A 25982-nucleotide genomic window follows, 5' to 3' on the forward strand; every position below is an offset into this window, starting at 1 on the left:
TAATAGAAACATCATGAAAGGAATGAGAGCGCCATGGGGTGTTCCGAACATATCAAGTATATTAAATTTGTAAGCCATTACATAAGGGGGAGTTACAATGAAACGCAATCCTAAGATGCTCATGCTCATGCTAGCATTGACCATGAGTGTATCGATGACAGCATGTTCTACAAACCAGACTGGTAATGAAACCAATAAGGAATCCGGAGCAAACAGCGGGGAAGGGTCTAATACAGCGGCAGCCGAAACGTTAATGAAGAACGGTAAATTTGATCCGCCGCAAACCATGACCGTAGGCTACAACACGAAGGTCATGAAGTTCAAGAACGGAGAAACGCCGGAGAATAACATTCTTCATGACATTTTTAAAGAGGAAAAGGGAATTGAAATTAAGCCTTTGTGGACGGCGGCAACGGATGACGCTTACAAGAATAAAATTCAATTAGGCGTTGCCGCAGGTGAAGAACTGCCGGATGTATTAGTGACCGCTGACGCGACACTGATTAATCAGATGATAGAAGACGGAATGTTAACGGATATCGGTCCGGTGTTTGACCAGTACGCGGGGGCCAACTTAAAGAAGGCATTTGAGCAGGCGGGTCCAACGGTTTGGAACAGTGTTACCAAGGACGGTAAACGGTACGGCTTGCCGATCATCGGTTCCAAGGGCCAAGTAGATCCGGTGCTTTGGTTCCGTGAGGATTGGATGAAGAAATTAAATCTCAAGGCGCCGAAGACATTGGAAGATCTGGAAGTCGTTCTTGATGCCTTCGTAAATAAGGATCCGGATGGCAACGGTAAGAAAGATACCTACGCCATCTCGGCCGGAACTAAGAATAATATGGCTTCCTGGATGGCCGATCTTGGCTTCGTCTTTGGCGCCTATGGAACCGCTCCCTGGGACGGCATGTGGAGAGAAGGCGAAGACGGTAAACTGATGTATGATGCCATCCGTCCTGAGAATAAACAGGCTTTAGCGAAATTGCAGGAATGGTTTAAGAAGGGATACATGTCTCCTAATATGGGAGTCGTAGATGAAGGAAAAGGGGCGGAGGATTTCACTTCAGGTAAAGCGGGCTTGATTGCAGGCCCCTACTGGCTGCCGGACTGGCCGTTATCCGACCTGCTCAAGAATGTGAAAGGCGCGGAATTTAAACCGTACGCCTTGCCGACGGGTCCGGATGGAACACTAGTGCGTATGACGTGGGCGCCTCTCTTCGGTAATTATATTGTGAGTAAAGAGATGGAGCATCCTGAAGTGTTTATCGAATACCTGAATTATATCTATGATGAAATGGTGGATCCTGCATACGGCGGCAAGTATGAGCATGGCATCGCGGAGGGCTACGATTACGCGATGGTAGACGGTAAACCCACTTCAAACCCGGAACAAATACCGGGCGGAAAAGTAAGCATATTCCCGGAGTATCTCCTGACGTCTAATGTAGATATGCCTAATCGCATTTTCGACTCCCTAACCTATCTTAACGGCGGGAAGGAACCTCGTACACCAAAGGAAAAAACGCTGAAGCAGGACAAGCCCAAATTTATCGAAGCGGGCGCTATTCTAAACTCTCAGAAAGAAACGGCCGTTGTGTCCCAATACCAAGGACCAGTGACTCAGAATATGATTGATAAAGGCGAAGCGATAAAAACGATGTGGATTACCGATTACACGAAAATTATATATGGTAAGGAATCCGTTGATTACTTCGATACTTTCGTGAAAAATTGGAAAAGCAAGGGCGGCGATGAGATCACTGCTGATGTGAATGAATGGTATAGCGAGATGAAAACGAAATAAGTATTAAATCCGGTCCCTCTGGCTTCTTGTTAAGCCGGGGGACCGTTTTTTTTGGGAAAGAACCATGACAGGTCGTTATTGTGCTATATAAAGTCGTGTTCGTAGATACCCCGTTTCGTGATAAACGCTTACATTAAAAGTATTACAGATAAAGGGATGGTGGATCAGATGAGTCCAACTAAAACGATGGCGTCCAGGACGGTATGCGACTGGCCGGTGTTGACCCGGTACGATCAGGATCATCTGCGCAGAATCGCGCTGCCTCTGGGCGGAATCGGAACAGGAACCATTTCGTTGGGCGGACGGGGTAACCTGCAGGATTGGGAGATCATGAACCGGCCTGCCAAGGGGTTTACGCCGCGAAACACATTCTTTGCCTTATACGCCAAGGCGGAAGACCAGCCTGCGGTTACCCGGGTGTTGGAGGGGGTATTGGATGAGCTTGAGCTGGACGGAGCACACGGCAGTACTGTGCCTAATCACGGACTGCCGCGGTTCAGGACTTGCTCCTTCGAAGCGGCGTATCCTTTCGGCCAAGCGGTTCTTGACGATAAAGACGTCCCCGTGTCCGTGCGTCTGGGCGGGTTTAATCCGCTTGTACCGGGGGATTCGGACATAAGCGGTATACCGGCGGCTGTGCTGCGATTCGAATTGACGAACAAGACGGACAGAACGGTTAAGGCTTCGGTATGCGGAAGCTTGGAAAACTTTATCGGCTCCGACGGCAACTCGGGTGCGCCCAACCATAACCGGAATGTGTTCCGTCACCAACCCGGCGTCGGCAATGACCCGGGTGTGCGGGGCATGTACATGTACTCGGACGGGGTGGACCCCTTGGCTGAACAATATGGCACAATCTGTCTGGCCACGACAGAACCGGATGTCAGCTACTCCGAAGCTTGGCAGGGATGGGCCATCAAACACGGGTGGGGGGAGCGGCTGACGAATTTCTGGCGGATGTTCAGTGAAACCGGACGTCTTGTCACGAACGATGATCGATCGGAACAAGCTCCTGTTGCTTCCCTTGCCGCTTCGGTGGAACTAGATCCTTATGCTACGCGCACGTTGACATTCCTGATTACCTGGCATTTCCCGAACCGCCAATCATGGGACATTCTGATTAAGCCTAAGGTCCCTCAAGCGAATACGTCCTGCTGCGGCGGAGGGATATGTGTGTGTGAGCCTGTGGAACGGGTTGGGAATTACTACACCACACGGTATTCCGACGCGTGGGATGCGGCCGTGGTTACAGCAGAGCGTCTGGAAGAGTTGGAGGGAGCTACGATCCAGTTCGTGAAGACATTTATGGATACGGATGTTCCGCCTGTTGTGCAGGAAGCGGCCTTATACAACATAAGCACACTTCGTTCACAGACATGCTTTCGGATTGAGGACGGCCACTTTCTCGGATGGGAGGGCAGCAATGCTCATGACGGTTCCTGCCACGGATCCGCTACGCATGTCTGGAATTATGAATCGGCTACCGGATTCCTATTTGGCGATTTGGCCCGCAACATGAGGGACGCGGAGTTCCGGTACGGAGTCACCGAGGAGGGTTTGCTTAACCACAGGTTGATGTTACCTCTGCACCGGGCCCAGGAATTCGGGGTTGCTGCCGCGGACGGACAATGCGGAACTATCATGCGCTTGTACCGCGAATGGAGACTGTCCGGTGATGACGAGTTCCTTCGTGAATTATGGCCCGCAGCGGTCAGAGCCCTATCGTTCTGCTGGCAGGAGGGAGGCTGGGATGCCGATCAGGACGGGGTTGCGGAAGGTTGTCAACATGTAACCTACGATATTGAATTTCATGGACCCAATCCGTTATCCGGCATCTGGTATTTAGGGGCACTTCGAGCCATGAACGAGATGGCGGCATATTTGGGGGAAGATACGTTGGCGGACATGTGTCGAGAACTATTTAACTATGGCAGCCGTTGGATGGACGAGAACTTATTCAACGGAGAGTATTACGAGCAGGAGATACGTCCGTTCGATCCGCAGTTGATCGCCCCCGGATTGCAGACCGGAGAAGGAGCCGTCAATCAGCAGGAACCTGAAGTTCAGCTTGGCAGCGGGTGTTTGACCGATCAACTGATAGCACAGATGGTCGCCGCCCTGATCGGGCTCGGGGACTTGGTTGACCCGGAACATGTCCAGCGGACGTTGCAAAGTATACGAAAGTACAACTATAGAGCAGATACGTATGAAGCGTTCAACCATATGCGCAGTTTCGTGATGAATGATGAGCCGTCCCTGGTCATCTGTTCCTATCCTAAGGGAGACAAACCGGCTTTCCCGTTCCCTTATTACAGTGAAGCGATGAACGGGATGGAATATGCGGCCGCGGTGCATATGCTTCTTGTAGATATGACGGAAGAAGGGTTGCAGGTGATCCGCGATATTCGATCCCGTTATGACGGCCGCAAGCGCAATCCCTTCAATGAACAGGAATGCGGATATCATTATGTCCGTTCCATGGCGTCATGGGGGGCGATTCTTGCATGGACCGGCTTTCAATATGACGGGGTTCGTCATACGATGACCTTCAAGTCCGCTGCGGAGAGAACCCGATGGTTCTGGTCCAACGGTTCTGCATGGGGGTCATTCGAACAATCGCCGGAGGATGAGGGCACGGTTATAAAGCTTACTGTCATGCGCGGCATGCTGACCTTAAACAAGCTGGGCATCAAAGGTCTAGGCCATGTGGATTACCCCGCAAGTAAACGCTTGTCAGCCGGCGAATCCATTGCGGATAAGTTGGTCAGGCCCATATAGCCGCTATACGGATCCTTGCCTGCGTTTACGATATTCGCCCGGTGTAAATCCTGTGTGTTTCTTGAATAGTCGGATAAAATAATTGTCATTCTCCATCCCGATTTCCATGGCGATGGCGGATATTTTCAATTCCGAATGAACCAGCAGCAATTTGGCTTCTTCCATTCTTAAATAGTGCAGGTATTGCAAGGGCGTGAGTCCGGTATGTTTTTTTAGGCAGCGTGTGAGGTAGTCGATGTGGAAGTGAAACGCTTGTTCCATGGTCTGCACTTGGAATGGAACGGTATAGTGACCGGCCAGGTACTCCTTAATCCTGTTGCTTAATTTCATGGAGGGCGTTATTTTCAGCGAGCGCTGAAGCCCCTTCTGTAACCGGCTCAGAAATTCCATCAGGTATACATGCAATTGTATGGCATTGCCTACATTCAGTAAGCTTTGAATTTGGAGCATGGACTGCAGTACCGGGATAAGTTCTGAAACATCGCAGTTCATGTATTTAGGAATAAACATGGAATGCTCACGCGGTGCGGGGTCAACATCGGTTCCTTGCTGGAGAATTCGGTTCCACTCCAATTCTTTAAGCGGACGCGTTCGGGACACGCCGGGATGCGTGAAATGTACCCAATAAATCTCGGTGTCTTCTTCGCAGGCCTTGTGTCCGAAATGAGCCATGCCGGGTTCTAAAACCAGAAACTGACCCGGACCCACGGAATAAGCCTGGTCACGTTCTGTCATATACAGAGTGCCTTTCACCACTAACAACAAGTCATAAATATGAAATGTTCTCGAATTATGTACATTTCCCGGCTTCCATATATCATGTCCAATGGTAATGAACTGAGGTAACGGAGGTAAAATCAGCTCAATGCAATTCATGACACCATCTCCTGTTCACTTCTATTGCGTGCGATTCAGTATATATCGTTTTTGTGCTATAACAAGTCGAATCCGTTCCTTACTTATGAACCATTATACGCTTACATTTAATCATATGAACAGTACATCAAAGGAGCGAATTTCAATGCGATTCAGACAAGTACATTTGGACTTTCATACATCGGAGGCCATAGCCCACATAGGAACCCATTTCACGAAAGAGAACTTTCAGGCTAATTTGATCCGCGGAAGTGTTGATTCTATAACGGTTTTCTCTAAATGCCATCACGGTTGGGCTTATCATCCATCCGTTGCCAATCAGCAGCATCCCGAGCTAAAGTTCGATCTGCTCGGTGCCATGATTGAAGCTGCCCATGAAATTAATGTCAAGACCCCTGTGTACCTGTCGGCGGGATTAGATGAAAAGCTGGCGCGAGTACATCCGGAATGGTTAATTCGGAACGCGGATGACCGTACCGGTTGGGTTGACGGATTCATGAAACCGGGTTACCACGAATTCTGCATGAATACCCCTTACTTGCCGATATTGCTTGAGCAGATTAGGGAAGTCGTTACCCGCTATGATGCCGACGGTATATTTCTTGACATTGTCGGTGTCCGTAAATGTTACTGTCAATTCTGTGTTCGGACCTTGCGGGAGCGGGGACAGGATCCGAGGGACGAGGCGGCCGTCTTAACTCTGGCGGAAGAGGTCTATGCGAATTACGGGAATCAAGTAAAAGAACTAGTGCATTCCATTAAGCCGGGTCTAGGTACGCACAGACCTTACCGTTCCTGGTGTGGCTGACAAGCAATGGCATCTGATTACGGTTACGCATAACCGGGACGGAGAGGCTAAAATTTACAAAGACGGACAAGCAGCCGCTTCGGCCAATATTGCCCCTAAACAAGGAAGCATCGATACGACTTACAGCACCAAGGTGGCCCAGGACGGGACAGGCACGTACAACTATGCTTTGAATGCCAAAATCGACCATCTTCAAATGTTCAAAAGAGAGCTGACCGCAAACGAGGTTCTGTCTCTCTATAAGTCGGCGCCGTCATCTCCCAAGAAAGTGTTGGTTATCGGGATCGACGGGCTAAGACCGGACGCTCTGCAAGCAGCCAACACCCCTAACATCGACGCCCTAGTCAGCAACGGAAGCTACAGCTGGAATGCTCAAGCCAATTCCAACTATACGTGGAGCGCAACCGGCTGGTCGACGGTACATACAGGTGTGTGGTACGGCAAACATGGCGTAAAAGATAACTCTTGGGCCAATTCGAACTTCAGCCAATATCCGCCTCTGATGAATCGGGTTGAGGATTATAACAGCACTTTGTACACCGCTTCCATCGTGCATTGGGCACCGATTAATGCGACCCTGCTCAGCGGTATCGATAAGGAAGTGAATGTCTCTACGGACACGGCAGTTACAACGGAAACGCAAAAGCTTATGCAGACAGCCAATCCCGACTTGACGTTTGTACATTACGACGATGTCGACCATGCGGGTCACGATTACGGTTTCAGCCCCGCGGTTCCTCAGTATATCAGCGCGATTGAAGCGATCGACGCCAAAGTCGGCACCCTGGTCAATGCGGTTACCAGCCGTGAACAATACGCGCAGGAAGATTGGCTTATCATTCTAACTACCGACCACGGAGGTAAAGGCACTTCGCACGGCGGAAGCAGTGTGGAAGAGAGAACCATCTTCCTGATTGTGAGCGGCACAAGCGCGGCTAAAGGCGCTCTGGCTGCCGCTCCCAACCAGACGGATACCCTGATTACAGCGCTGAAGCACCTGAATGTTCCGATCCGGACGGAATGGAATCTGGACGGTAAAGCTGTCGGATTGCTGCCCTAACATGCGAAAACCCCGGCTTCCCGCCGGGGTTTTTCAATCAACTATATGTTCGGGTATGTAATGATCCTTCCGAAACCTCGGAAGCTTGCCTTAAAGGTTGCTGGGCTCCGAATACACGGCGGCTACGCCTGTGTCGCGGGCAAGCCGGAAGCCGCAATTCATGCAGAACTTGGTTTCCTCTTCAATTTCCTCTTTGCATGAAGGGCAAGTATCCAGCGTTTCCTCAGGTTCTTCCTCAACAACGACCGCTAACTCCCCGAAACGGTTGCCGCATTCAGGACAAAACTTAGCCCCCAGAGGAGCGACAGCGCCGCATGAGCATTGACGTTCATTCTTATACTGGTGAATTCGATATTCGAGTTTTTCCACTTCCTGTTCCAAAGCTTGAATATCTCTTGAAATTTCATCAATCGGACGTTCAGCCAGAGCAAGGTCGCGCACGCGGTAAGCCTCATAAACGGCTTCGCCCATTTCATGGAGCTTGTCGTCCATTTGTTCGCGTAAATCTCCGATTTGCGTTCTGAGTCTGTTTATTTCAACCGCTGTTTGCGCTTTGCGTCCCGCATCAGCCGCGCTTCTTCTGAGTTTATCAAACAAATTCATGGATTAAATCCCCCTTATGGTAATAAAACTTCTATATCCAAATGATGATTTAACCTACTTTACCGCAATTGAAACAGACAAACCAATAAAAATTTTTAATAGGTCTTGCAAAATAACTCGAATCGAGACTAATGACCTAATGTCACCCGATCTTTAGTCATGAAAAATTCAACCGCGATTGAAGCCGCTCCCAGGACTGTGGAACGATCGCCCAGTTCAGCGAATTCAATACGGACCGGGCCGCGGTGGTAGGGCAATGCGCGCGCTTCAACCGTCTGGCGGATTCCCTCGGCGACCCAAGGCTCCGCATGGATGATTTCATTGCCGATTAGAATGAGCTCAGGGTTCATCACGTTGATGATATTCGCAACGCCAATTCCTAATGAAGTTGAAATGTTGATCAGCTCGGAAGTGGCTTCTTCATGACCTGCTAGGGCATTTCCCGCTGCTGAAAGAAACGTGCCGTCCCCGGATGCGGGCGTTAGGGCCTGCTCGGAAGCATACAATTCCAGACAGCCTATGTTGCCGCAAGTACAGCGGATGCCCGACGCATTGATCGACATATGGCCCGTTTCACCGGAAAAGCCATAAGCGCCTTTGAACAATTCCCTATTCAAAATGATCCCGGTCCCAATGCCTGTACCTACGCTGAAATAAACCTGGTTTCGGGAATCCTTGCCGGCGCCGTATCTCATCTCGCCCAACGCACCGACATTCGCTTCATTATCAATGGTCACAGGCAGGTTCAACTGACCGGAGACCAGCTCCTGAAGACGGACGTTCTCCCAACCCAGATTAGGGGCGAACAGTACGGTGCCGTTCGCGTCCACAATGCCCGGTACGCCAATACCAACGCCGACAACGCCTTGAGGGGAAAGGGGAGCTTGCTCCGACAGAGCTTGTATCATGTTAAGCAGTTGTTGCAATACCGATTCCGGTTTCCGACTCGCGAGAGGTTGCTTAAGTTCGGTGATAATATCGCCTTCCAAATCCGTAAGGACACCGACCAATTCATGAACCCGCAAATCGATGCCGACAGCATATCCCGCCCTTTTCTGAAAAGTCAGCATCACGGGACGACGGCCTCCGCTGGATTCACCGGGACCGGTTTCGTCCACAAACCTTTCTTCAATCAGCTCATTCACCAAGGAAGATACCGTGCCTTTGTTAAGACCGCTAACCTCGGCCAGCTTGGCGCGGGAAAGCGGAGAGTGGATGCGGATGAGTCCGAGAATGATGGATTTATTGATTTTTTTGACCAGATGCTGATCACCTGTAGTACGCATGAATACACTCCGTTCGAGAATAGAATCTTGTTCTAGTGTAGTGTGAAAAAATAAGAATAGCAACTTAGTTTATCCATTGCACAAACTAAGATGTCATGTTATGCTACAGGTGATCAAGTCGAAAATATCCAACGGGTAAACACATTTTAGGAGGAATTATACAATGGCTTATTTTGAAAACGTAAACAAAATTCAATTCGAAGGCAAAGATTCCCGCAATCCCCTTGCTTATAAACATTACAATGCGGAAGAAGTCGTAGCGGGGCGCACGATGGATGAGCACCTGCGGTTCGCCATGGCTTACTGGCATACCCTGACCGGCGGAGGCTCGGATCCGTTCGGCGCCGACACAGCCATTCGCGGTTACAGCAAGTTTAACGGCATGGATTTGGCTAAAGCCCGTGTGGAGGCGGCCTTCGAATTTTTGGAGAAAACCGGCATTTCCTATTACTGTTTCCATGATCGTGACATTGCCCCCGAAGGAGCCAATCTGAAAGAAACGAACGCGAACCTCGATGTGATTGTGGCGATGCTTAAAAACTATATGAAAACAAGCGGCAAGAAGTTGCTGTGGAACACAGCCAACATGTTCACAAATCCACGCTTCGTGCACGGTGCGGGAACGACTTCCAATGCGGAAGTTTATGCTTACGCCGGTGCGCAGCTCAAGAAAGGTCTTGAAGTCGGTAAAGAGCTCGGAGCGGAAAACTATGTGTTCTGGGGCGGCCGCGAGGGCTATGAAACACTTTTGAATACAGATATGAAGCTGGAGTTGGATAATCTGGCGCGCCTGTACCATATGGCTATCGATTATTCGAAGGAGATCGGCTTTGACGCGCAATTCCTGATTGAACCGAAGCCGAAAGAGCCGACAAAACATCAATACGACTTTGATACGGCAACTTGTGTGGCCTTCCTGCAAACGTACGGGTTGAAGGATCATTTCAAGCTGAACCTGGAAGCCAACCACGCCACCCTGGCAGGACACACGTTCGAGCATGAGCTTCGTGTAGCTTCCATGCACGGTATGCTTGGTTCCCTGGATGCGAACCAAGGCGATCTGCTGCTGGGCTGGGATACGGATGAGTTCCCGACGGATCTGTACGCGACGACCATGACGATGTACGAAGTGCTTAAGAACGGCGGCATCGGACGCGGCGGCATTAACTTTGACGCGAAGATCAGACGCGCTTCGTTCGAACCGGTCGATTTGTTCTACGCTCATATTGCAGGTATGGACGCTTATGCCAAAGGCTTGAAAGTGGCAGCCAAGCTGATTGAAGACCGCGCGTTGGATACGTTCATTGATGAGCGTTACAGCTCCTTTAAGGAAGGCATCGGCGCTGACATCGTGGCTGGTAAAGCAACGTTGCATACGCTTGAGAAGCATGCGCTGAACCAAGGGGAAATCCGTAATGTGTCCGGCCGCCAAGAACTGATCAAGTCGGTAGTTAACCAATACCTGTTCGGTTAAGTTAAGCTGCGAGGCGGCCTGCGGGTCGCCTTCGTTTTGTTGACCACCTTGAAAAGTATATGTTTTCGCTCGCGAAAACACGCTTTTCCAATTGGCATAATAACCTACCTTTAATCGCGGTCGCCCATCCTGAGAAGCCTCAATAGAAGTTACTTTAAGGCAAGGAGAAGTGCAAAGCGGATGATGAGATACGAGTTGGCAGATATGCTCATGATAAATAAGAGGTTCAAATAGCTTAGCGTAAGATTTTTACGTTATTGGAGAAATCGACAGGATTAGCGTAAGTTTTTTACGTTAATTTGCTTATAACACCAAGAATTCAGGTCAAAGTCAAGAATTGGTCAGAAATAACGTGATTTTTCAACGCTATTTTGGCACGGAATATGTTTAACGTAGTTTTATTACGCTAAGCACCGAATGAATGAATGGTTAACGGGTTCTATGAACGGATTGGACGGAGGGGAAAGGGTATGAAGTATGTTTTAGGGATTGATCTGGGCACAAGCAGTGTGAAAGCAGTGCTGGTCAACGATGCGGGCGACGTCAGCGCGGAAGCTACGGCAGCTTATCCGTTGATACAAGAAGAGTCCGGATATAGTGAGCAAGACCCGGACGAGTGGGTTAAAGGTACCCTTCTTGCCGTCCGCAGCGTAATGTCCGAGAGCGGCGTGGCTGCGGAACGCGTCGAAGGAATGAGCTTTTCCGGGCAAATGCACGGGTTGGTACTGCTGGACCGGGATCGCAAAGTCATCCGCAACGCGATTCTGTGGAACGATACGCGCACTACGGCGCAGTGCAGGACGATCGAGCAGGTGCTTGGCGACCGGCTGTTGACCATAACCCGAAACCCGGCGCTGGAAGGATTTACCTTGCCGAAGCTGCTCTGGGTGAAGGAGCACGAGCCTGAGCTGTACGCTAGGGCAGATGTGTTCGTTCTGCCCAAGGATTACCTGCGATACCGCCTGACGGGGCAGATCGCGATGGATCTTTCCGACGCAGCGGGCACGCTGCTGCTCGACGTGGGCGCGAAGCGCTGGAGCGCCGAGATTTGCGAAGCGCTCGGCGTGGACTCGGCCGTCTGCCCGCCGCTGGTGGAATCGTCCGACGAAGTCGGTACGATTACAGCCCAGGTGGCGGAGCAGACCGGCCTCTCGCCCGCGACGAAGGTGTTCGCGGGCGGTGCCGACAATGCCTGCGGCGCCATCGGCGCGGGCATTCTCGGGGGCGAAGCCACGATGTGCTCCATCGGCACATCGGGCGTCGTGCTTTCCTACGAGACCGACGGAAGCGCGGATTACGGCGGTCGGGTGCACTTCTTCAACCACGGGCAGAAGGACGCCTTCTACGCGATGGGGGTGACCCTCGCGGCGGGCTACAGCCTGCAGTGGTTCAGGGAGACGTTCGCGCCTGCGGTCGCGTTCGACTCTTTGCTCGCGCCGCTGGGCGACACATCGCCCGGCGCGAAAGGGCTGCTGTTCACCCCGTACCTCGCGGGTGAACGGACGCCGCATGCCGACGCGGTCATCCGCGGCAGCTTTGTGGGCATGGACGGCGCTCATGAGCTGGGCCACTTCACGCGCGCCGTCGTGGAAGGGATCACGTACTCGTTACGCGAGTCCGTGGACATCCTGCGCGCGTCGGGCAAGCGCGTGAGCAGCATCACCTCCATCGGCGGCGGGGCGAAGAACGAACATTGGCTGCAGCTGCAGGCCGATGTGTTCGGCGCCGAGGTTGTGAAGCTCACGACCGAACAGGGTCCCGCGATGGGCGCCGCCATGCTGGCGGCGGTGGGCTGCGGCTGGTTTGGCTCTCTGGCGGAATGCGCGGAGCGCTTTATCCGCCCGGCCAAGACGTTCCAGCCGAACGCGGAGCGGCAGAAGCAGTACGACGAGTTGTACTCGGTGTACTGCGATGTGTATGCCGCTACGCGGCCGCTGAACGAGCGGCTTGCGAAGTTCAGATAAAATCAGGCCTTACAACTAGAACGAGCTGAGCTCGTCGGTTGTAAGGCTTTTATTATGGCGGCTTCGCGCCTTCAATTGAGCTGCCGGCTAGGATGGAGTATAATAAGTGCTTGCAACTGCATGGTCGGATTTCGAATTTACAAAGAAAAGAGGGTTTTCCTATGCAAGACACTTTCCAACAACAATTACATAAATATGCGGAACTCATCGTTAAGGTAGGCGTCAACTTGCAGCCTGGCCAAGTGCTTTATGTGGAGTCCCCGCTGGAAGCGGCCGAACTGACGCGTGTTCTTGTACGCAAAGCCTATGAAGCCGGAGCAAAGTACGTCCAGGTAGCCTGGGATGACGAGGCCGTTACAAGAGCACGTTTCGAAACGGCTCCCGAGGATTCCTTCTCTTACTATCCGCAGTGGAATGCTTCCATGATGGAGCAATTGGCGGAGGGCGGAGGCGCCCTGGTCAACATTAAAGTGCCGAATCCGGATCTGTTCGAAGGAATTGACGGCCGGAAGGTATCGACGGCAACCCGCGCGGCGGCTAAAGCTAGGGAAACTTTCTCCGGGTATGTTCGGACGAACAAGTTAAGTTGGTGTTTAGTGAAGGCGCCAACCCGCGTATGGGCCAACAAGGTGTTTGCGGACCTGCCGGAAGAAGATCGTATGCAAGCGATGTGGGAAACCATCTTCATGATGAATCGAATCGATCAGCCTGACCCGGTTGCCGCATGGCAGAAGCATATCGCTCATTTGAACGGCGTATCCGAGCGTCTTAACACGAAGCGTTACGCCAAATTGCACTTCCGCGCGCCGGGTACGGACCTCACCGTAGAATTGGCCGATAATCACATCTGGGAAGGCGGCGGAGGCGAGAATCAGAGCGGTGTCTATTTCATGGCCAACATGCCGACCGAAGAAGTATTCACGATGCCCAAGCGATCTGGAACCAACGGGAAGGTAACCAGCACGATGCCGTTAAACCTGAACGGCAGCTTGGTAGATAAGTTTACCTTAACGTTTGCAGAAGGCAAAGTCGTCGATTATTCTGCGGAAGTGGGCTATGATGCGCTGAAGGCCTTGTTGGAAACGGATGAAGGAGCTAGATATCTGGGTGAAGTCGCTTTAGTACCCGACGATTCCCCGATTTCCAACCTGAACCGGATATTCTTCAATACCGGATTGGACGAGAACGCATCCTGCCACCTTGCGATTGGCAGCGCGTATCCTTTCAATATAGAAGGCGGTACGGAGATGTCGAAGGAAGAGCTGCTGGCTAGCGGCGCCAACGTCAGCCTTACGCATGTTGATTTCATGATCGGCTCCAAGGAGCTGGATCTGGACGGTATTTTGGCTGACGGTACGGTGGAGCCATTATTCCGTAAAGGAAACTGGGTCTAACCCAACGGGTGGGACACATCACCCGGAATACAACAAAGGGAGCTGCACGAATGCGGCTCCCTTTTCCATACTCACCTCAGCCATTAATTTCTCAACAACTGTAGAAAGGTTGCCGTAGACGTGGCCACAAGCGAACCTTTGTCGTTGCGAATCTCGCATGAGGCCTGTATAACTTCCCTGGCTTGATTGACGAGCTTCGCCTCGGCGATGAGCTTTTTGCCCGTGCCCGCATGATGATAATGGACTTGCATATCGATCGTGACGAATTTCACGTCAGGCTCAAGCTTGTGTTCGATCATCCAGGCCATGGCCATATCGGCTAATGTAGCTGTAATCCCCCCGTATACAATCCGATACGGATTCTGAATGTCCGGTGTGATCGGCATAGAGCAAACGAAGAGGTCTTGATCCTTCGAAGGCTCCATAACGATACCCAGAAAGTTACCCAGAAACGGATATTTGTTCTCTTTCATCGTCTCCAGGGCAGTAACGGCCTTATCCACAATGCGGACGCCGCGATCCGAGAGGGAATCTATTCTTTGAGCTAAATGTTGCCGATCCATATGATATTACATCCCCTAACTGAACTGATAACTCATTATAATCCTGCCCATACATCTTTGGCGTATCTGCCTTCTTGTTGCAGTTTGTTGAGCCACTCGGCGGCTTCCTCCGTTGTTACCTTGTGCACATCCGAATAAGCTTGACACAGGGTTGCTTCCACATCCGGAGCCATCTTGCTGCCGTCGCCGCACACATATAGCTTAGCTCCGTTGTCGATCAACTGAATTAACTGCTCCCCGTTGTCACGCATCAAATGCTGTACGTAGGTTTTCGGTTGACCCTCGACTCGCGAGCAAGCGGTATGAAGCTTCACGATGCCCTCGTTCTGATAGCCTTCCAGCTCTTGTTTGTACAGATAATCCTCTTCGGGACGACGACAGCCAAAATAGAGATGAGCCTCTCCCAGTGTCAGTCCTTGCAGGATCATCTCGTGACGCGCTTGCAAAAATCCGCGGAATGGGGCAACGCCAGTACCTGGCCCTATCATAATCATCGGCGTTAACGGATCGGCAGGCAACTGGAAATCAGACTCCGGCGTGCGGATAAAGATGGCGACCGGATCTCTCGGCTTGCGCTCCCTCAAGTAATTGGAAGCGACGCCGCGGTACTCGCCTAAACCGCTCCAGGCTGCTCCTTTCACCACACTGACCGTAATACTTGCGCGATCCGCCGTTACGGCAGGCGAGCTTGAGATCGAGTAGTAGCGGGCTTTCAACGGTGGCAGCAGTTCGAGAAACCGTTCAAAAGGGAGCTCGCAAGCTTCATATTTGTCCAGAAGATCAAACATCGATAATCTCTTCTTCAGAACTTGCGATTGATAAGCGTCCTCTTCCAGTAAAGCTTCGATTTCACGTTTATGCGGCGGACAGACGGTAAATGAAGCCAGCTCGCGAAGCTGCGCCCGCGTGGCCGCCTCCTGAAGCTCCACGCAATGGCTTAATAAATCATGAAGCGAAACAGGTCTGTTTAACGGCAGATGCGCCGCGCTTCGGCCGCTCGCGTTTAAGATCAGATGATCATTGGCCTGAAAACCGAAGCGTTTCACAATCTTTCCGACCAGCTCCGGTGAATTGACAGGAAGGACGCCCATGTGATCACCCTCTTGATAGACGGCCCCTTCCGGCAGGTTCACTTCGATGTGGCGCGTGCTTCGTTCGCTTCCTTCGGCGAGAAGTTCGCGGTTCTCGGCAATGGTGGTGACAATCGCCTCATAGGTTTCCGCGATGGGGGTGCCCACGATGCCGCTGACGAATTGAACGCTGAGGTTGCTATGGGCTTTAGCGGCGGAAGGCTTAACTTCCAATCCTAAAGCCGTCATCACTTGCGGCCATAAAGATTCCCGCCAGGCTTCCAATTGCAGCTCGAAATCTCCGCTTGCATCGCCTTCTCCCCGCGAGGCCAATCGACGCCCTCCCTTGGCGGTAAGGATCTCATCAACGAGACGGGGAACATTCTGATAGGTGCTGGCCCAGTTATGATCGCCGCAACCGAATACGACATAGTTCAACCCTTCAAATTCAGAGGTGTCCGCGCCTTCAATCCAATGCACAAAGTCGCCGGCATTGCTCGGCGGCTTGCCGTTGTATGAGGCAGTGACGATAATAACCGCGCCTTCTTTAGGCAACGCGCCCATCCGCGCATTCATGGGTGCCGATTCGCTGCGGAAACCGAGGTAACGGGCTTCGTCCGCCAGTTCCCTGGCAATACCTTCGGCCGTACCCAAGTTCGAGCCATAGAGCACCAGCAGCGGCGTGTCGTGCTGGGCGACAGGGTTGTTATGACGTTGTTCTTGTTTGTGTGGCTTAGCAGCAGGTTCCGTACTCACCCCTGAGATTGTGAACGAGGGACTGCCCGCCCGCGTTCTGACGCGCATGGTAAAGCCATCCGGTTTCAACGTGAGGGATTCTTTGACCTTAAGCTGATAGTTGGTATGATCAATAATCTCGAATTGCTTCAGGACCACCCCAAGAACGAGCGTCGCTTCCTGAAGGGCGAACTGCTGCCCGATGCAAGCGCGTTGTCCGTTTCCGAACGGCTTGTATGCATCATGTGGGATCGTGCTCGGATTCTCGAACCGCTCGGGCACGAAAGCTTCCACATCTTCGCCCCAAGCCTCCGTATCTCTGTGAAGCTTAGGAATCAGTACATTCACACTGTCCCCTTTAACAAGCGGATACGTGCCCGCGAGCATGGTATCTTCCTTGGCGATCAACGAAAAGGCAGGCGCGGTCGGCCACAGGCGTAAAGCTTCGTTCAGGATCATCTGAATATATTTTAACTGACGCACTTGCTGATAGGAGGGGACGGGATCCGTAAGCACACGATCGACCTCATCGTATGCTTTCTGGAGCTTATCCGGATTCTTGAGCAAATAATAGAGCGCGAAAGACAGCAGTCCGCTGGTAGTCTCATGACCCGCTATAAGAAACGTAATGATCTGATACCGGATATTCTCATCATCCAGTCCTTCTCCTGACTCCGGGTCCTTGCCGCTAAGCATGTGAGAGAGCAGGTCTGCCGCGGTTTCGTCTCCTTGCGATTTACGTTCCGCGATGATCTTGTCGACAAGGGAGAACATCGTTTGGATATCATGGTTGAATTGACGCTTTGTCAACACCATCAACTTATCCTTGATTCCCAACCGTTGCAGCTGTCCCATGGCTTCATCCAAGGCGCGGACCATACTGGTGATGAAAGGGTGAGGCTGCTCGCGATAGAAGCTGTTAAAGCGATAGTTGAATCCGCACAAACCGATCGTATCGAGTGTCAACCGTGTCATGTCTTCAGGCACTTCCACACTTTCATCCGGATTCAGCCGCGACCATTTCTGAACGAGTTGCACCGCGATATCGACCATCATTTCATGATAGCCTTGCATCGCCCTTTGGCTGAAGCTGGGCAGGAGAATGTTGTGCGCCTTCTGCCAATTCGGTTCTTCGGTCCAGCTTGTAAACAAGCCGTCGCCCGCGAAAGCTCTGACTTTCTGCAGGGGAGCCCATACATTCTTGTCAAATCTGGATTCATCGCAAGCCTCCGCAACCAGCTTATGATCGGATATGTACACACGGGTGCCGCTGCCCGGATACTCCAGCTTGAAGATGGGGCCGTATTCATAGGCAAGTTTCACAATGGATTGTACAGGCGCTTCGGCGTCGACAAGCGGCAAGTTGCCCAAGGGACCAAAAGTTTTGGGCTGTGGAATAAGTTTGCTGTCCTGCAAAGAATTCATCCTCTTTTTTGATTTTTTGATCAACATTCATCCGCTCCGTTCCTTATCATTTCCCATAATTTGAAAAATCAATATATGAATATAGACATATGCACTTCTCAATTCTCATTTTAGAACGGATTAAAGACGAAATTCAAACGATTTGAACAAAACGGTCATAAAGTACTATTTGAAGATGGACTGGACTTTTGGGGATCCAGGTTGCTTGCGAAATCAATCTGCATGTAAAATAAGGGTATACATAAGCAAGATTAAAGAAGGAGCACTCATTCATGAAAGCCTGGTTCGAGCAAAGTTTCGGTAAAGATTATTTGACTGTGTATAAACATCGGGATCTGCTGGGGGCTCAGCAGGAAGTGAAAGGCATGATGGACTGGCTGCAATTGCCTGCGGGTGCTAACGTTCTGGATTTATGCTGCGGCATGGGTCGGCATTCCCTCGCGTTGGCTGAATTGGGCTATAACGTAACCGGTATGGATTTATCCGAGGTGTTGCTTGCGGAAGCGGAAGCTATGGACTCTGCCGGGCAGGTAACCTGGATCAGGGGAGATATGCGCGAAGTGCCGCTGGAAGGGCCGTATGACGCGCTTGTAAATCTGTTTACCTCATTCGGATACTTTAATGAAGATGAAGAAAACAGCAAGGTTATTAAAGAGATTGGTCGTCTGCTTAAGCCTGGCGGATTATTCATCATCGACTTCTTGAATGCCAGCTGGGTTGAAGCCCATTTGGTGCCGGAATCCCTCAGGTCCGACGGAGATATTCATATATTGGAACAACGTGTCGTTGAAGAAGGCTTTGTCAAAAAGAAAATTACACTGCATGAAGCCGGTGCCGAGCCCCGGGTCTATTACGAGCAAGTTAAATTGTATGGTCTTCCTGATATGATTAAGTTCTGTGAGGATTATGGATTAACCATCGACCGAGTATATGGTGAATATAGTGCTGAGGAGTACAAAGCGGACACTTCGTCCAGATTGATTATGGTGGGTCATAAACAGGTGAACGGTGATGGCTGATGAGAACAACCTGAATTATGGCGAAATTCGCAGATTAAAGGTACCCTTGCCGTTCTCGTTACGGTATGTGAACAGTTACATTATAAGGGATGTACCCGCAGAGGATGCAGATTCGGCTGACCGGTATACCGTTATCGATCCGGGACTTCACACGTCGGATGCAGTTCAGGTTTGGACCGAAACGCTTGAAGCCTGGGGCATTGCATTTGACCAAATCCGGCAAATTCTGCTCACACATTATCATCCGGATCATTATGGTTTAGCAGGTTGGATGCAACAACAAGCCGGAGGTGTTCCGGTTCGATTGTCTCGTCTGGGGCACGAACATGCTGTTCGGTTATGGGGGGACGGTCATGCCGAATATGCGAATGAATTGCGACAGCTTTACCTCAGTCACGGGCTCGATGTATCGCTGGCGGATTTGATGGTGCCGCATATGAACGGTTTCGTCCCGCAGGTTTCGCCGCAACCGGTAATCACATACATGGAAGAAGGGGAGCAGCTAACCTTCGGAGGCAGAACTTATAATCTGCTTCATACGCCTGGCCACGCATGGGGGCATCTGTGTTTCCATGATGAGGCGGGGAAGACGATATTTTGCGGCGATCAGGTGCTTCCGTTAATCACACCCAATGTCAGTCTACTGCCGGGAAGTGACCCTAATCCGCTGAATTCTTTCATGATAAGTTTGCAAGACTTGGAGCAGTTAGATGTGGAGCAGGCCTATCCCGGGCACCGGGATCCGTTCCGAACTTGGCATGAACGGGTGAGGGAGCTTCTTACGCATCATGAGGAAAGACTTACCTATATTGAGGAGCACCTGATTGCGCCAATGACAGGCTACGAGCTGTGCCGATTGATGTTCGGCGAGAGTCTGACCGTGCATCAACTGCGCTTCGCCATGTCGGAAACGCTGGCACATCTGGTATATCTGCGCGAGTTGAAGCGCGTTGTAGAATCCCAGACGGAAAACGGCGTTACTTATTTTCACCGGCAACCTCTGTACTAAGCCAAAAAACCAGCGTGCCTCGGATATCGAAGCACGCTGGTTTTCTTTGACGCCCGTCTATTTCCCCAACGCTTCTTGAACGAAGGTGTTATCCACGACTTCCTTTACATCGATTTTCTTCTTAATACCGCCGGTATCGAACAACAAGTCCGCCGTTTCCTGCTGGGCTTTAAGGTATGCATCACTGACAGGTTCCACAATCGGATTCTGCTTCTCAATGATGCTCTTCATGAGTGCAGGTTCAATCTTCTTCAAACCCGCATATAGCTCCACCGCTTCATCCAGGTGCTCTTGCTGCCAATCCAGTCCTTTCTTATATTCACTCAAAAATAACTTTACCAATTCGGGATGTTCTTTCGCGAATTCCGTTCTGACGATGGCGAAGGAAGGGCTGGCCAAGTCCAACTGCTTGCCGTTCGCGAGCAATACCGCCCCTTGTTGCTGAGCAATGGAAACGTAGGGTTCCCAAATAGCCCAGGCATCCACCGCTTTGGACGCGAACGCGGCTTGCGCCTCATCAGGTTGCAATTGGATCAGATCAATATCGCTAGGCTTCAAGCCGTCCTTTACCGCCGCGCGATATACGAACGTATAAGCTGAACTGCCCTTGGCTACGGCGACTTTCTTGCCTTTGAGATCGCTGATCCGCTTGATGCCGCTGTCACCATGAACGATAATGGAATCTCCCCGTTTACCGTCGGATAGAACCGCGATTTCTTTAAATTGAACGCCGCCGGCCTGACCGGCGATAACCGGTCCGTTGCCGACCAGTCCGAAGTCAAGACGATCCGCCGCGATGGCTTCAAAGTGGGGCGGACCGCTGGGGAATTCGGACCATTTGACTTCGGCTCCCGCTTTGGCAAAGGCTTCTTCGAGCCAACCCTTTTCCTGCTGCAGATTGAGCAAGCCGACACCTTGGTATCCAATGTTCACAGTAATTTTCTCTTTCGGTTTGTTGGAAGATGTATCTTCCGAAACTTTTGAATCCGCATCAGCCGCAACCGAAGAGCTGGTGTTATTGTTGCCGCAACCTGTCAGCACCAAGACGAATGCCAGAACCAGACTAAGCGATACGGATGTCAACCATGTTCTTCTTTTGTTTATGTACATATAAACCCCTCCATAATAATGATAGATGCAAACCGTTACCACAAATTAAACAACGACCTTCACTTCACGCGCCGCCAACTTCGCTTTCACAAGAGGTAAGAGATGCTCTCCCGCAATTTGCGCCTCTTCGACATGTGGATAGCCTGATAGAACGAAAGTGGAAATGCCCGCGTCGATAAATTCCAGCAATCGATCTGAAACCTGCGCCGGAGTTCCTACAAATGTGACGGCACCCCCGCCGCGTACACGTGCCAAACCGCTCCACAGATTAGGTCCGATGATGTAGCCGTTTGCTTCGGAATCCTTCCACAAAGCGGTTTGGCGCTGCTGATTCGTAGCGTCTGACCGACTCTGTACGAATTCGGAGACGGCTGAAGCTTGCGGATCCACTTTCGAAATGATGTTCCACGCGGCTTTCCACGCTTCTTGCTCCGTTTCTCTTACAACGATCTGTGCGCGCAAACCGTAGCGCAGTGTGCGCTGGCTTCCCTGTTTCCGGTTTACATCCGCGAGGTGTCGTTCCACATCCGCGATCTGCTCTTTAATCATGTCCAGCGTCTCAGCCCACAGCAGATACACATCCGCGGTCTCCGCAGCAACGCGTTTGCCGGCCGGAGAACTGCCGCCGAAGTAAAGAGGCGGGTGAGGCTGCTGTACGGGAGCGGGAAGATTTAGTCCGCCTTCAACTTCATAATATTTGCCTTTAAAATTTGTGCCGCTCTGGCCGCCTGATTTCACGTATTCCGCAAGGGAGAAATCATGCGATTTCGTCCATGAATCCTTAACGATGTTCAGAAATTCAAGCGTGCGTTCATAACGACCGTCATGATTCGAGAACAGCGGATCTCCCGTAGCCCGCAAATCATCCGGTGATCCGCCGGTCACCACATTGATTAATGCCCGCCCGCCTGAAATCACATCCAAGGAGGAAGCCATGCGCGCGGCCAATACCGGAGCGATCAAACCCGGCCTCATAGCGACCAAAGGCTTCAAGGTTTTCGTGTGCGCGGCGACGGCGGAACCCACAACCCAGGCATCAATGCATTGATGACCGGTGGGGATCAGGGCGAACTCGAAGCCCGCGGCTTCAGCCGTCTGAGCCACTTCCACAAAGTAATCCAACGAAGGCTCGCGCTCCGGCTTAACCCCGATATACCTTCCGTCCCCGCTAGTTGGTATAAACCACCCAAATTCAACGTGTTGTCCGCTCATATTTCTTCTCCTCCTCTAGTCATTGCTGTGGTTTCCACCGACAGAAACACAAATAGCCGGAGACTCCCCATCAAGGGTGCCTCCGGCCGACCGGTAGAACCAGTTAATCCTATCGGTTAACTATGAATTAAATATTATTCGCATCTTCGCTTTCTGTCAATTGTTTTTTCTCAAGCTCCGCCTGATAGCCGTGGGCGATTTTACTGGAGGTGGCTGCGGCGATGGCTCCTACGATATCATCAAGAAACGTATGAATCTTTCCGTCGTTTTTGTCATTCAGCATAGAAAGTACGCCTTGCTTCTTCTTGTCGATGTAGCCGTAATTCGTAAAGCCTATGCTCCCATACACGTTTACAATGGATAAAGCCAGAATTTCATCACATCCATACAGCGGCTCGTCGTTATAGATGATATCCTGCAGGGGCTGCATCAGCTTCCCTTGCTCGGCCAGCACATCCAGCTGGATGCCCGTCAGGATCGCGTTCTGTACCTCGCGTTTGGCCAGCACACGTTCCATATGACCATATACTTCTTCCAGCGTGAGCCCGGGAATATAATCTTTTTGCAGAAATAACACCAATTCCGCGATATCCCGTTTCTTCACGCCTCGTTCTTTCAAGCATTGTTCCGTGGCTTCGGCAACTTTTCGGCTGTTTAAGCTGTACTTCAAGAGGGGCTCCACCTTTGTCTTCATACTTTGTCATCAATATTTCCGCATCCTTGCATTGTTCCCTTTTTGATCAAAAAGTAGTTATAAAACGTCCGAAGGCTCGTATACATAGTAGTACAAACCCGGCTTGGCCGGACCCCATGCAATTTCTATACTTGAAGGAGGCAAAGAGAAGATGACCTTTTCTGCAAAAATGAGAGGTGCCGCGATTGTAGGTTTGGTTGCGTTGCCCCTGTTGACAACCGGATGCGGCTTATTAAAGTCGGGAACGACGACGGGGCAGATTGACCCGCCACAGGGTGAAATTCTGACAGGGCAAGATACCGCCGTGGGCGCCGTTGAAACGACGGATGCGAATGAAATGAGCAAGGGCATTACCTTATACCTGAAGGACGCGAACAATTATGTGGCTCCGGTTACGCTGAATGTTCCTAAAGTGGACGGTATCGCAAAAATGACATTGGCCTACTTGGTTGAAGACGGGGAATATAAGGATTTGTTACCGGAAGGATTTACGGCGATTTTGCCAAAAGGTACCCAGGTGAAAGAGTTAAATATTGATCCGAAAAGTAAACTGGCTACCGTGGACTTCTCCAAGGAGTTCGTGAACTATAACGCTCAGGACGAGCGCAAAATATTGGAGGCCGTCACTTATACGTTAACCGGCTTTCCGACGATACAAAGCGTGCAGATCCGAGTAGAAGGCAAGGCTTTGACTGAAATGCCTGAAGCCGCCACGCCGTTGGATGAGCCGTTAACCCGAGGCATGGGCATCAACATCGAGAAAAGCGCGGATTTAGATGCCAGTGAATTAGGTAATTCTTCCCCGGTCACACTTTACTTTTTGGGCAAGACTGAAGCCGAAGAAACATACTTTGTTCCTGTAACGCGACTGGTGCGGAGAACGGATAATATGGCTCAGGCCGCGGTTCAGCAACTCATTAAAGGGCCGTTAAGCAGCTCGCAGCTTACATCGGTTATGGACCCGGGTGCGCAGGTGTTGCAGGTGGCGCAACAAGAAGGAATTATTACAGTCAATCTGAGCGGGGAAATTCAGACGCCGGAGCTTAAGGTGCCTTCCGAAACGTTGCAATCCGTCATTCTTTCTTTAACAGAGAATACGGGTGCTTCCAAGGTGCAGATTCTGATTGACGGCGACAAGGAAGTGAGCGGCACGGACGAACAGAGCTACAGCAAACCAGTCACCCGTCCTGCGCATGTCAATCCCGTAGAATTATAATGAGATAAGAGTAATTCGGCTCCGCTTAAGCGGGGCTTTTTGTTTTTTAGACCGAAGAAAATTTATACCCGTCTTGTCGGTTTTTATTTTGACGTTAAATTGGATTTGAGCTTTGGGGTTTGGTAAAATGAAGAATGTTCCTTGGGACATGCGAAAACTAGGAGGCATCCATTCATGAGAATAGACGGAAGACAAGCCAATGAAATCAGGCCGTTAACGATTACGGCGCCATATACGAAATATGCGGAAGGTTCCGTGCTGATTGAGGTCGGGGAGACCAAGGTTATCTGTACCGCATCCGTGGAAGAGCGGGTTCCCCCCTTTATGAAAGGACAAGGCCGGGGTTGGGTAACCGCGGAATATTCAATGCTGCCCCGAGCGACTCAAGTGCGGAATCAAAGAGAAGCGAATAAGGGAAAGCTGGGCGGACGCACGATGGAAATTCAACGTCTGATCGGACGCGCGCTTCGTTCTGTCGTGAATCTTCAAGCTTTGGGTGAACGCACGATTACATTGGATTGCGATGTAATTCAGGCGGACGGAGGCACGCGCACGACTTCCATTACGGGCGCTTTTATCGCTTTGGCCATGGCTGTTAACAAGATTCATGAACAACATAACCTGAAGTCATTTCCGATTACGGATTTCCTGGCATCTGTTTCGGCGGGTGTGGTGGGCGGTAAGCCGTTGCTGGACCTTGCTTATGAAGAGGATTCCAAAGCCAAGGTGGATATGAACATCGTCATGACCGGCAACGGTCAGTTCGTAGAGCTTCAAGGTACCGGTGAAGATGCGCCGTTCACCCGCGAAGAGCTGAACACGTTGCTGGAACTGGCGGAGGAAGGGATTCGGGGACTTATTGAACGGCAAAAGGAAGTGCTTGGACCGATCGCTGATAAGATCGGAGGCTCGGGCCGTGCGGCTGGCAAGTAAGCGAATCCTCGTTGCGACGAAGAATAAGGGCAAAGTGCAGGAATTTGCCCATGCCTTCGCGGCGCTGGGGATCGAAACCGCGAGCCTGCTGGATTATCCCGGGATTCCCGACATTGTGGAAGACGGGGATACGTTTGCCGCGAACGCCGAGATTAAGGCGCGCGCCATCGCGAATACGTTCAGCCTGCCGGTGCTGGCTGACGATTCGGGGCTGTGCGTCGACGCGCTCGAGGGCGCGCCGGGCGTGTATTCCGCCCGGTATGCCGGGGAGGGCGCGTCGGACGCGGACAACAACGCCAAGCTGCAGCGGGAACTTGCGCTGCGGCTTGGCGATGGCGCCGGGGAGGCGCTCAGCCGGGCGCGCTTTGTGAGCGCGCTGGTGCTGTACGACCCGGCGACCGGCCTGCGCGTGCAGGCCGAGGGCGAGGTCGGCGGCGTCATTGTCGCCGAGCCTCGCGGGAGCGGCGGATTCGGGTACGATCCGTATTTCCTCGTACCCGAATTCGCCAAGACCATGGCGGAGCTGACGCTCGAGGAGAAGAACGCCGTCTCCCACCGGGGAAAGGCGCTCCGCGCGTTGCTGGCGCAGCTGGTATGATGTTGCGGCGGGCTGTGCGCAATCACCCTGCCCCCTGATGGAACGGGATAACCCGGCATCACCGTCAAAGCGGCCAACCGATCACCCCGCCCCCTGAGGGAAAGGGATAACCCGGCATCACCGCCAAAGCGGCCACAACCGATCATCCCGCCCCCCGAGGGAAAGGGATAACCCGGCATCACCGCCAAAGCGGTCACAACCGATCATCCCGCCCCCCTGAGGGAAAGGGATAACCCGGCATCACCGTCAAAGCGGCCACAACCGATCATCCCGCCCCCCTGAGGGAAAGGGATAACCCGGCATCACCGCCAAAGCGACCACAACCGATCACACGCCGCCCCCTAAGGGAAA

The 25982-nt window shown here is 51.7% G+C and carries 19 protein-coding genes and 1 pseudogene; 12 read left to right on the forward strand and 8 right to left on the reverse strand.

The features are described from left to right. Window positions 1-97 precede the first annotated feature (97 nt). Window positions 98-1804, forward strand: a complete 1707-nt coding sequence (locus SY83_RS13515) for an extracellular solute-binding protein (RefSeq protein ID WP_068607322.1) — start codon at window positions 98-100, stop codon at window positions 1802-1804. 168 nt (window positions 1805-1972) lie between these two features. Then, on the forward strand, window positions 1973-4582 hold the full coding sequence (locus SY83_RS13520; RefSeq protein ID WP_068607324.1) for a GH116 family glycosyl-hydrolase: 2610 nt from the start codon (window positions 1973-1975) through the stop codon (window positions 4580-4582). A 3-nt stretch (window positions 4583-4585) separates the two neighbouring features. Here SY83_RS13520 and SY83_RS13525 read toward each other — a convergent pair whose 3' ends face one another. Further along, complete coding sequence (locus SY83_RS13525) at window positions 4586-5458, reverse strand: AraC family transcriptional regulator (RefSeq protein WP_068607326.1); 873 nt, start codon at window positions 5456-5458, stop codon at window positions 4586-4588. Between the two features lie 145 nt (window positions 5459-5603). Between SY83_RS13525 and SY83_RS13530 the strand changes: the two are divergent. Together SY83_RS13530 and SY83_RS13535 are read left to right on the forward strand one after the other, a co-directional pair. After that, window positions 5604-6230: pseudogene (locus SY83_RS13530) on the forward strand (beta-galactosidase); the annotation flags it as partial. 28 nt (window positions 6231-6258) lie between these two features. Next, complete coding sequence (locus SY83_RS13535) at window positions 6259-7326, forward strand: alkaline phosphatase family protein (protein WP_068607330.1); 1068 nt, start codon at window positions 6259-6261, stop codon at window positions 7324-7326. A gap of 90 nt (window positions 7327-7416) precedes the next feature. Here SY83_RS13535 and SY83_RS13540 read toward each other — a convergent pair whose 3' ends face one another. Continuing rightward, window positions 7417-7929: a zinc ribbon domain-containing protein gene (locus SY83_RS13540; RefSeq protein WP_068607332.1), complete on the reverse strand. Its 513-nt coding sequence runs from the start codon at window positions 7927-7929 to the stop codon at window positions 7417-7419. A 128-nt stretch (window positions 7930-8057) separates the two neighbouring features. Further along, window positions 8058-9215 (reverse strand): ROK family transcriptional regulator, encoded by a 1158-nt coding sequence (locus SY83_RS13545; RefSeq protein WP_068607334.1) that lies wholly within the window; start codon window positions 9213-9215, stop codon window positions 8058-8060. Window positions 9216-9378: 163 nt separating this feature from the next. On the opposite strand from SY83_RS13545, the gene xylA reads away from it, so the two are divergent. The 3 genes from xylA to SY83_RS13560 all read left to right on the forward strand — a co-directional run bounded on the left by xylA (window position 9379) and on the right by SY83_RS13560 (window position 14047). Next, entirely contained in the window at window positions 9379-10689 is a 1311-nt protein-coding gene (gene xylA, locus SY83_RS13550; protein WP_068607335.1) for a xylose isomerase, read from the forward strand. A 470-nt stretch (window positions 10690-11159) separates the two neighbouring features. After that, the gene (xylB, locus tag SY83_RS13555; protein ID WP_068607337.1) at window positions 11160-12653 is read left to right on the forward strand and encodes a xylulokinase; all 1494 of its coding nucleotides are present in this window, start codon (window positions 11160-11162) and stop codon (window positions 12651-12653) included. A 161-nt stretch (window positions 12654-12814) separates the two neighbouring features. Then, window positions 12815-14047, forward strand: coding sequence for an aminopeptidase (locus SY83_RS13560; protein WP_068607339.1), 1233 nt, complete (start codon window positions 12815-12817; stop codon window positions 14045-14047). Window positions 14048-14130: 83 nt separating this feature from the next. Here the strand turns inward: SY83_RS13560 and SY83_RS13565 are convergent, their stop codons facing one another. Next, window positions 14131-14610 carry a PaaI family thioesterase gene (locus tag SY83_RS13565; protein ID WP_068607341.1) on the reverse strand — a complete coding sequence of 160 codons (480 nt, stop codon included), beginning with the start codon at window positions 14608-14610 and terminating at the stop codon, window positions 14131-14133. 35 nt (window positions 14611-14645) lie between these two features. After that, window positions 14646-17840 (reverse strand): bifunctional cytochrome P450/NADPH--P450 reductase, encoded by a 3195-nt coding sequence (locus SY83_RS13570; protein WP_068611100.1) that lies wholly within the window; start codon window positions 17838-17840, stop codon window positions 14646-14648. Window positions 17841-18112: 272 nt separating this feature from the next. On the opposite strand from SY83_RS13570, the gene SY83_RS13575 reads away from it, so the two are divergent. Together SY83_RS13575 and SY83_RS13580 are read left to right on the forward strand one after the other, a co-directional pair. Beyond that, window positions 18113-18859, forward strand: a complete 747-nt coding sequence (locus SY83_RS13575; RefSeq protein WP_068607342.1) for a class I SAM-dependent methyltransferase — start codon at window positions 18113-18115, stop codon at window positions 18857-18859. Next, window positions 18852-19868 (forward strand): MBL fold metallo-hydrolase, encoded by a 1017-nt coding sequence (locus SY83_RS13580; RefSeq protein WP_068607345.1) that lies wholly within the window; start codon window positions 18852-18854, stop codon window positions 19866-19868. The genes SY83_RS13575 and SY83_RS13580 overlap by 8 nt, the downstream gene beginning before the upstream one ends. 57 nt (window positions 19869-19925) lie before the next feature. Here the strand turns inward: SY83_RS13580 and SY83_RS13585 are convergent, their stop codons facing one another. The 3 genes from SY83_RS13585 to SY83_RS13595 all read right to left on the reverse strand — a co-directional run bounded on the left by SY83_RS13585 (window position 19926) and on the right by SY83_RS13595 (window position 22884). Then, complete coding sequence (locus SY83_RS13585) at window positions 19926-20978, reverse strand: aliphatic sulfonate ABC transporter substrate-binding protein (RefSeq protein WP_068607347.1); 1053 nt, start codon at window positions 20976-20978, stop codon at window positions 19926-19928. Window positions 20979-21023: 45 nt separating this feature from the next. Beyond that, entirely contained in the window at window positions 21024-22190 is a 1167-nt protein-coding gene (locus SY83_RS13590; protein WP_068607349.1) for an LLM class flavin-dependent oxidoreductase, read from the reverse strand. Window positions 22191-22317: 127 nt separating this feature from the next. Continuing rightward, a complete protein-coding gene (locus SY83_RS13595) occupies window positions 22318-22884 on the reverse strand; it encodes a phosphatidylglycerophosphatase A family protein (protein WP_197479857.1) in 567 nt (188 codons plus the stop codon). A gap of 151 nt (window positions 22885-23035) precedes the next feature. Here SY83_RS13595 and SY83_RS13600 point away from each other — a divergent pair, with 151 nt between their 5' ends. From SY83_RS13600 to rdgB, 3 genes are all read left to right on the forward strand, one after another. Next, window positions 23036-24100 carry a GerMN domain-containing protein gene (locus SY83_RS13600; protein ID WP_068607353.1) on the forward strand — a complete coding sequence of 355 codons (1065 nt, stop codon included), beginning with the start codon at window positions 23036-23038 and terminating at the stop codon, window positions 24098-24100. 174 nt (window positions 24101-24274) lie between these two features. Beyond that, entirely contained in the window at window positions 24275-25033 is a 759-nt protein-coding gene (gene rph / locus SY83_RS13605) for a ribonuclease PH (RefSeq protein WP_068607355.1), read from the forward strand. Next, window positions 25017-25631, forward strand: coding sequence for an RdgB/HAM1 family non-canonical purine NTP pyrophosphatase (gene rdgB, locus SY83_RS13610; RefSeq protein WP_068607358.1), 615 nt, complete (start codon window positions 25017-25019; stop codon window positions 25629-25631). Before rph ends, rdgB begins: the two co-directional genes overlap by 17 nt. Window positions 25632-25982: the final 351 nt, after the last annotated feature.

It is taken from the genome of Paenibacillus swuensis (assembly GCF_001644605.1).
Lineage (GTDB): Bacteria > Bacillota > Bacilli > Paenibacillales > DY6 > Paenibacillus_N > Paenibacillus_N swuensis.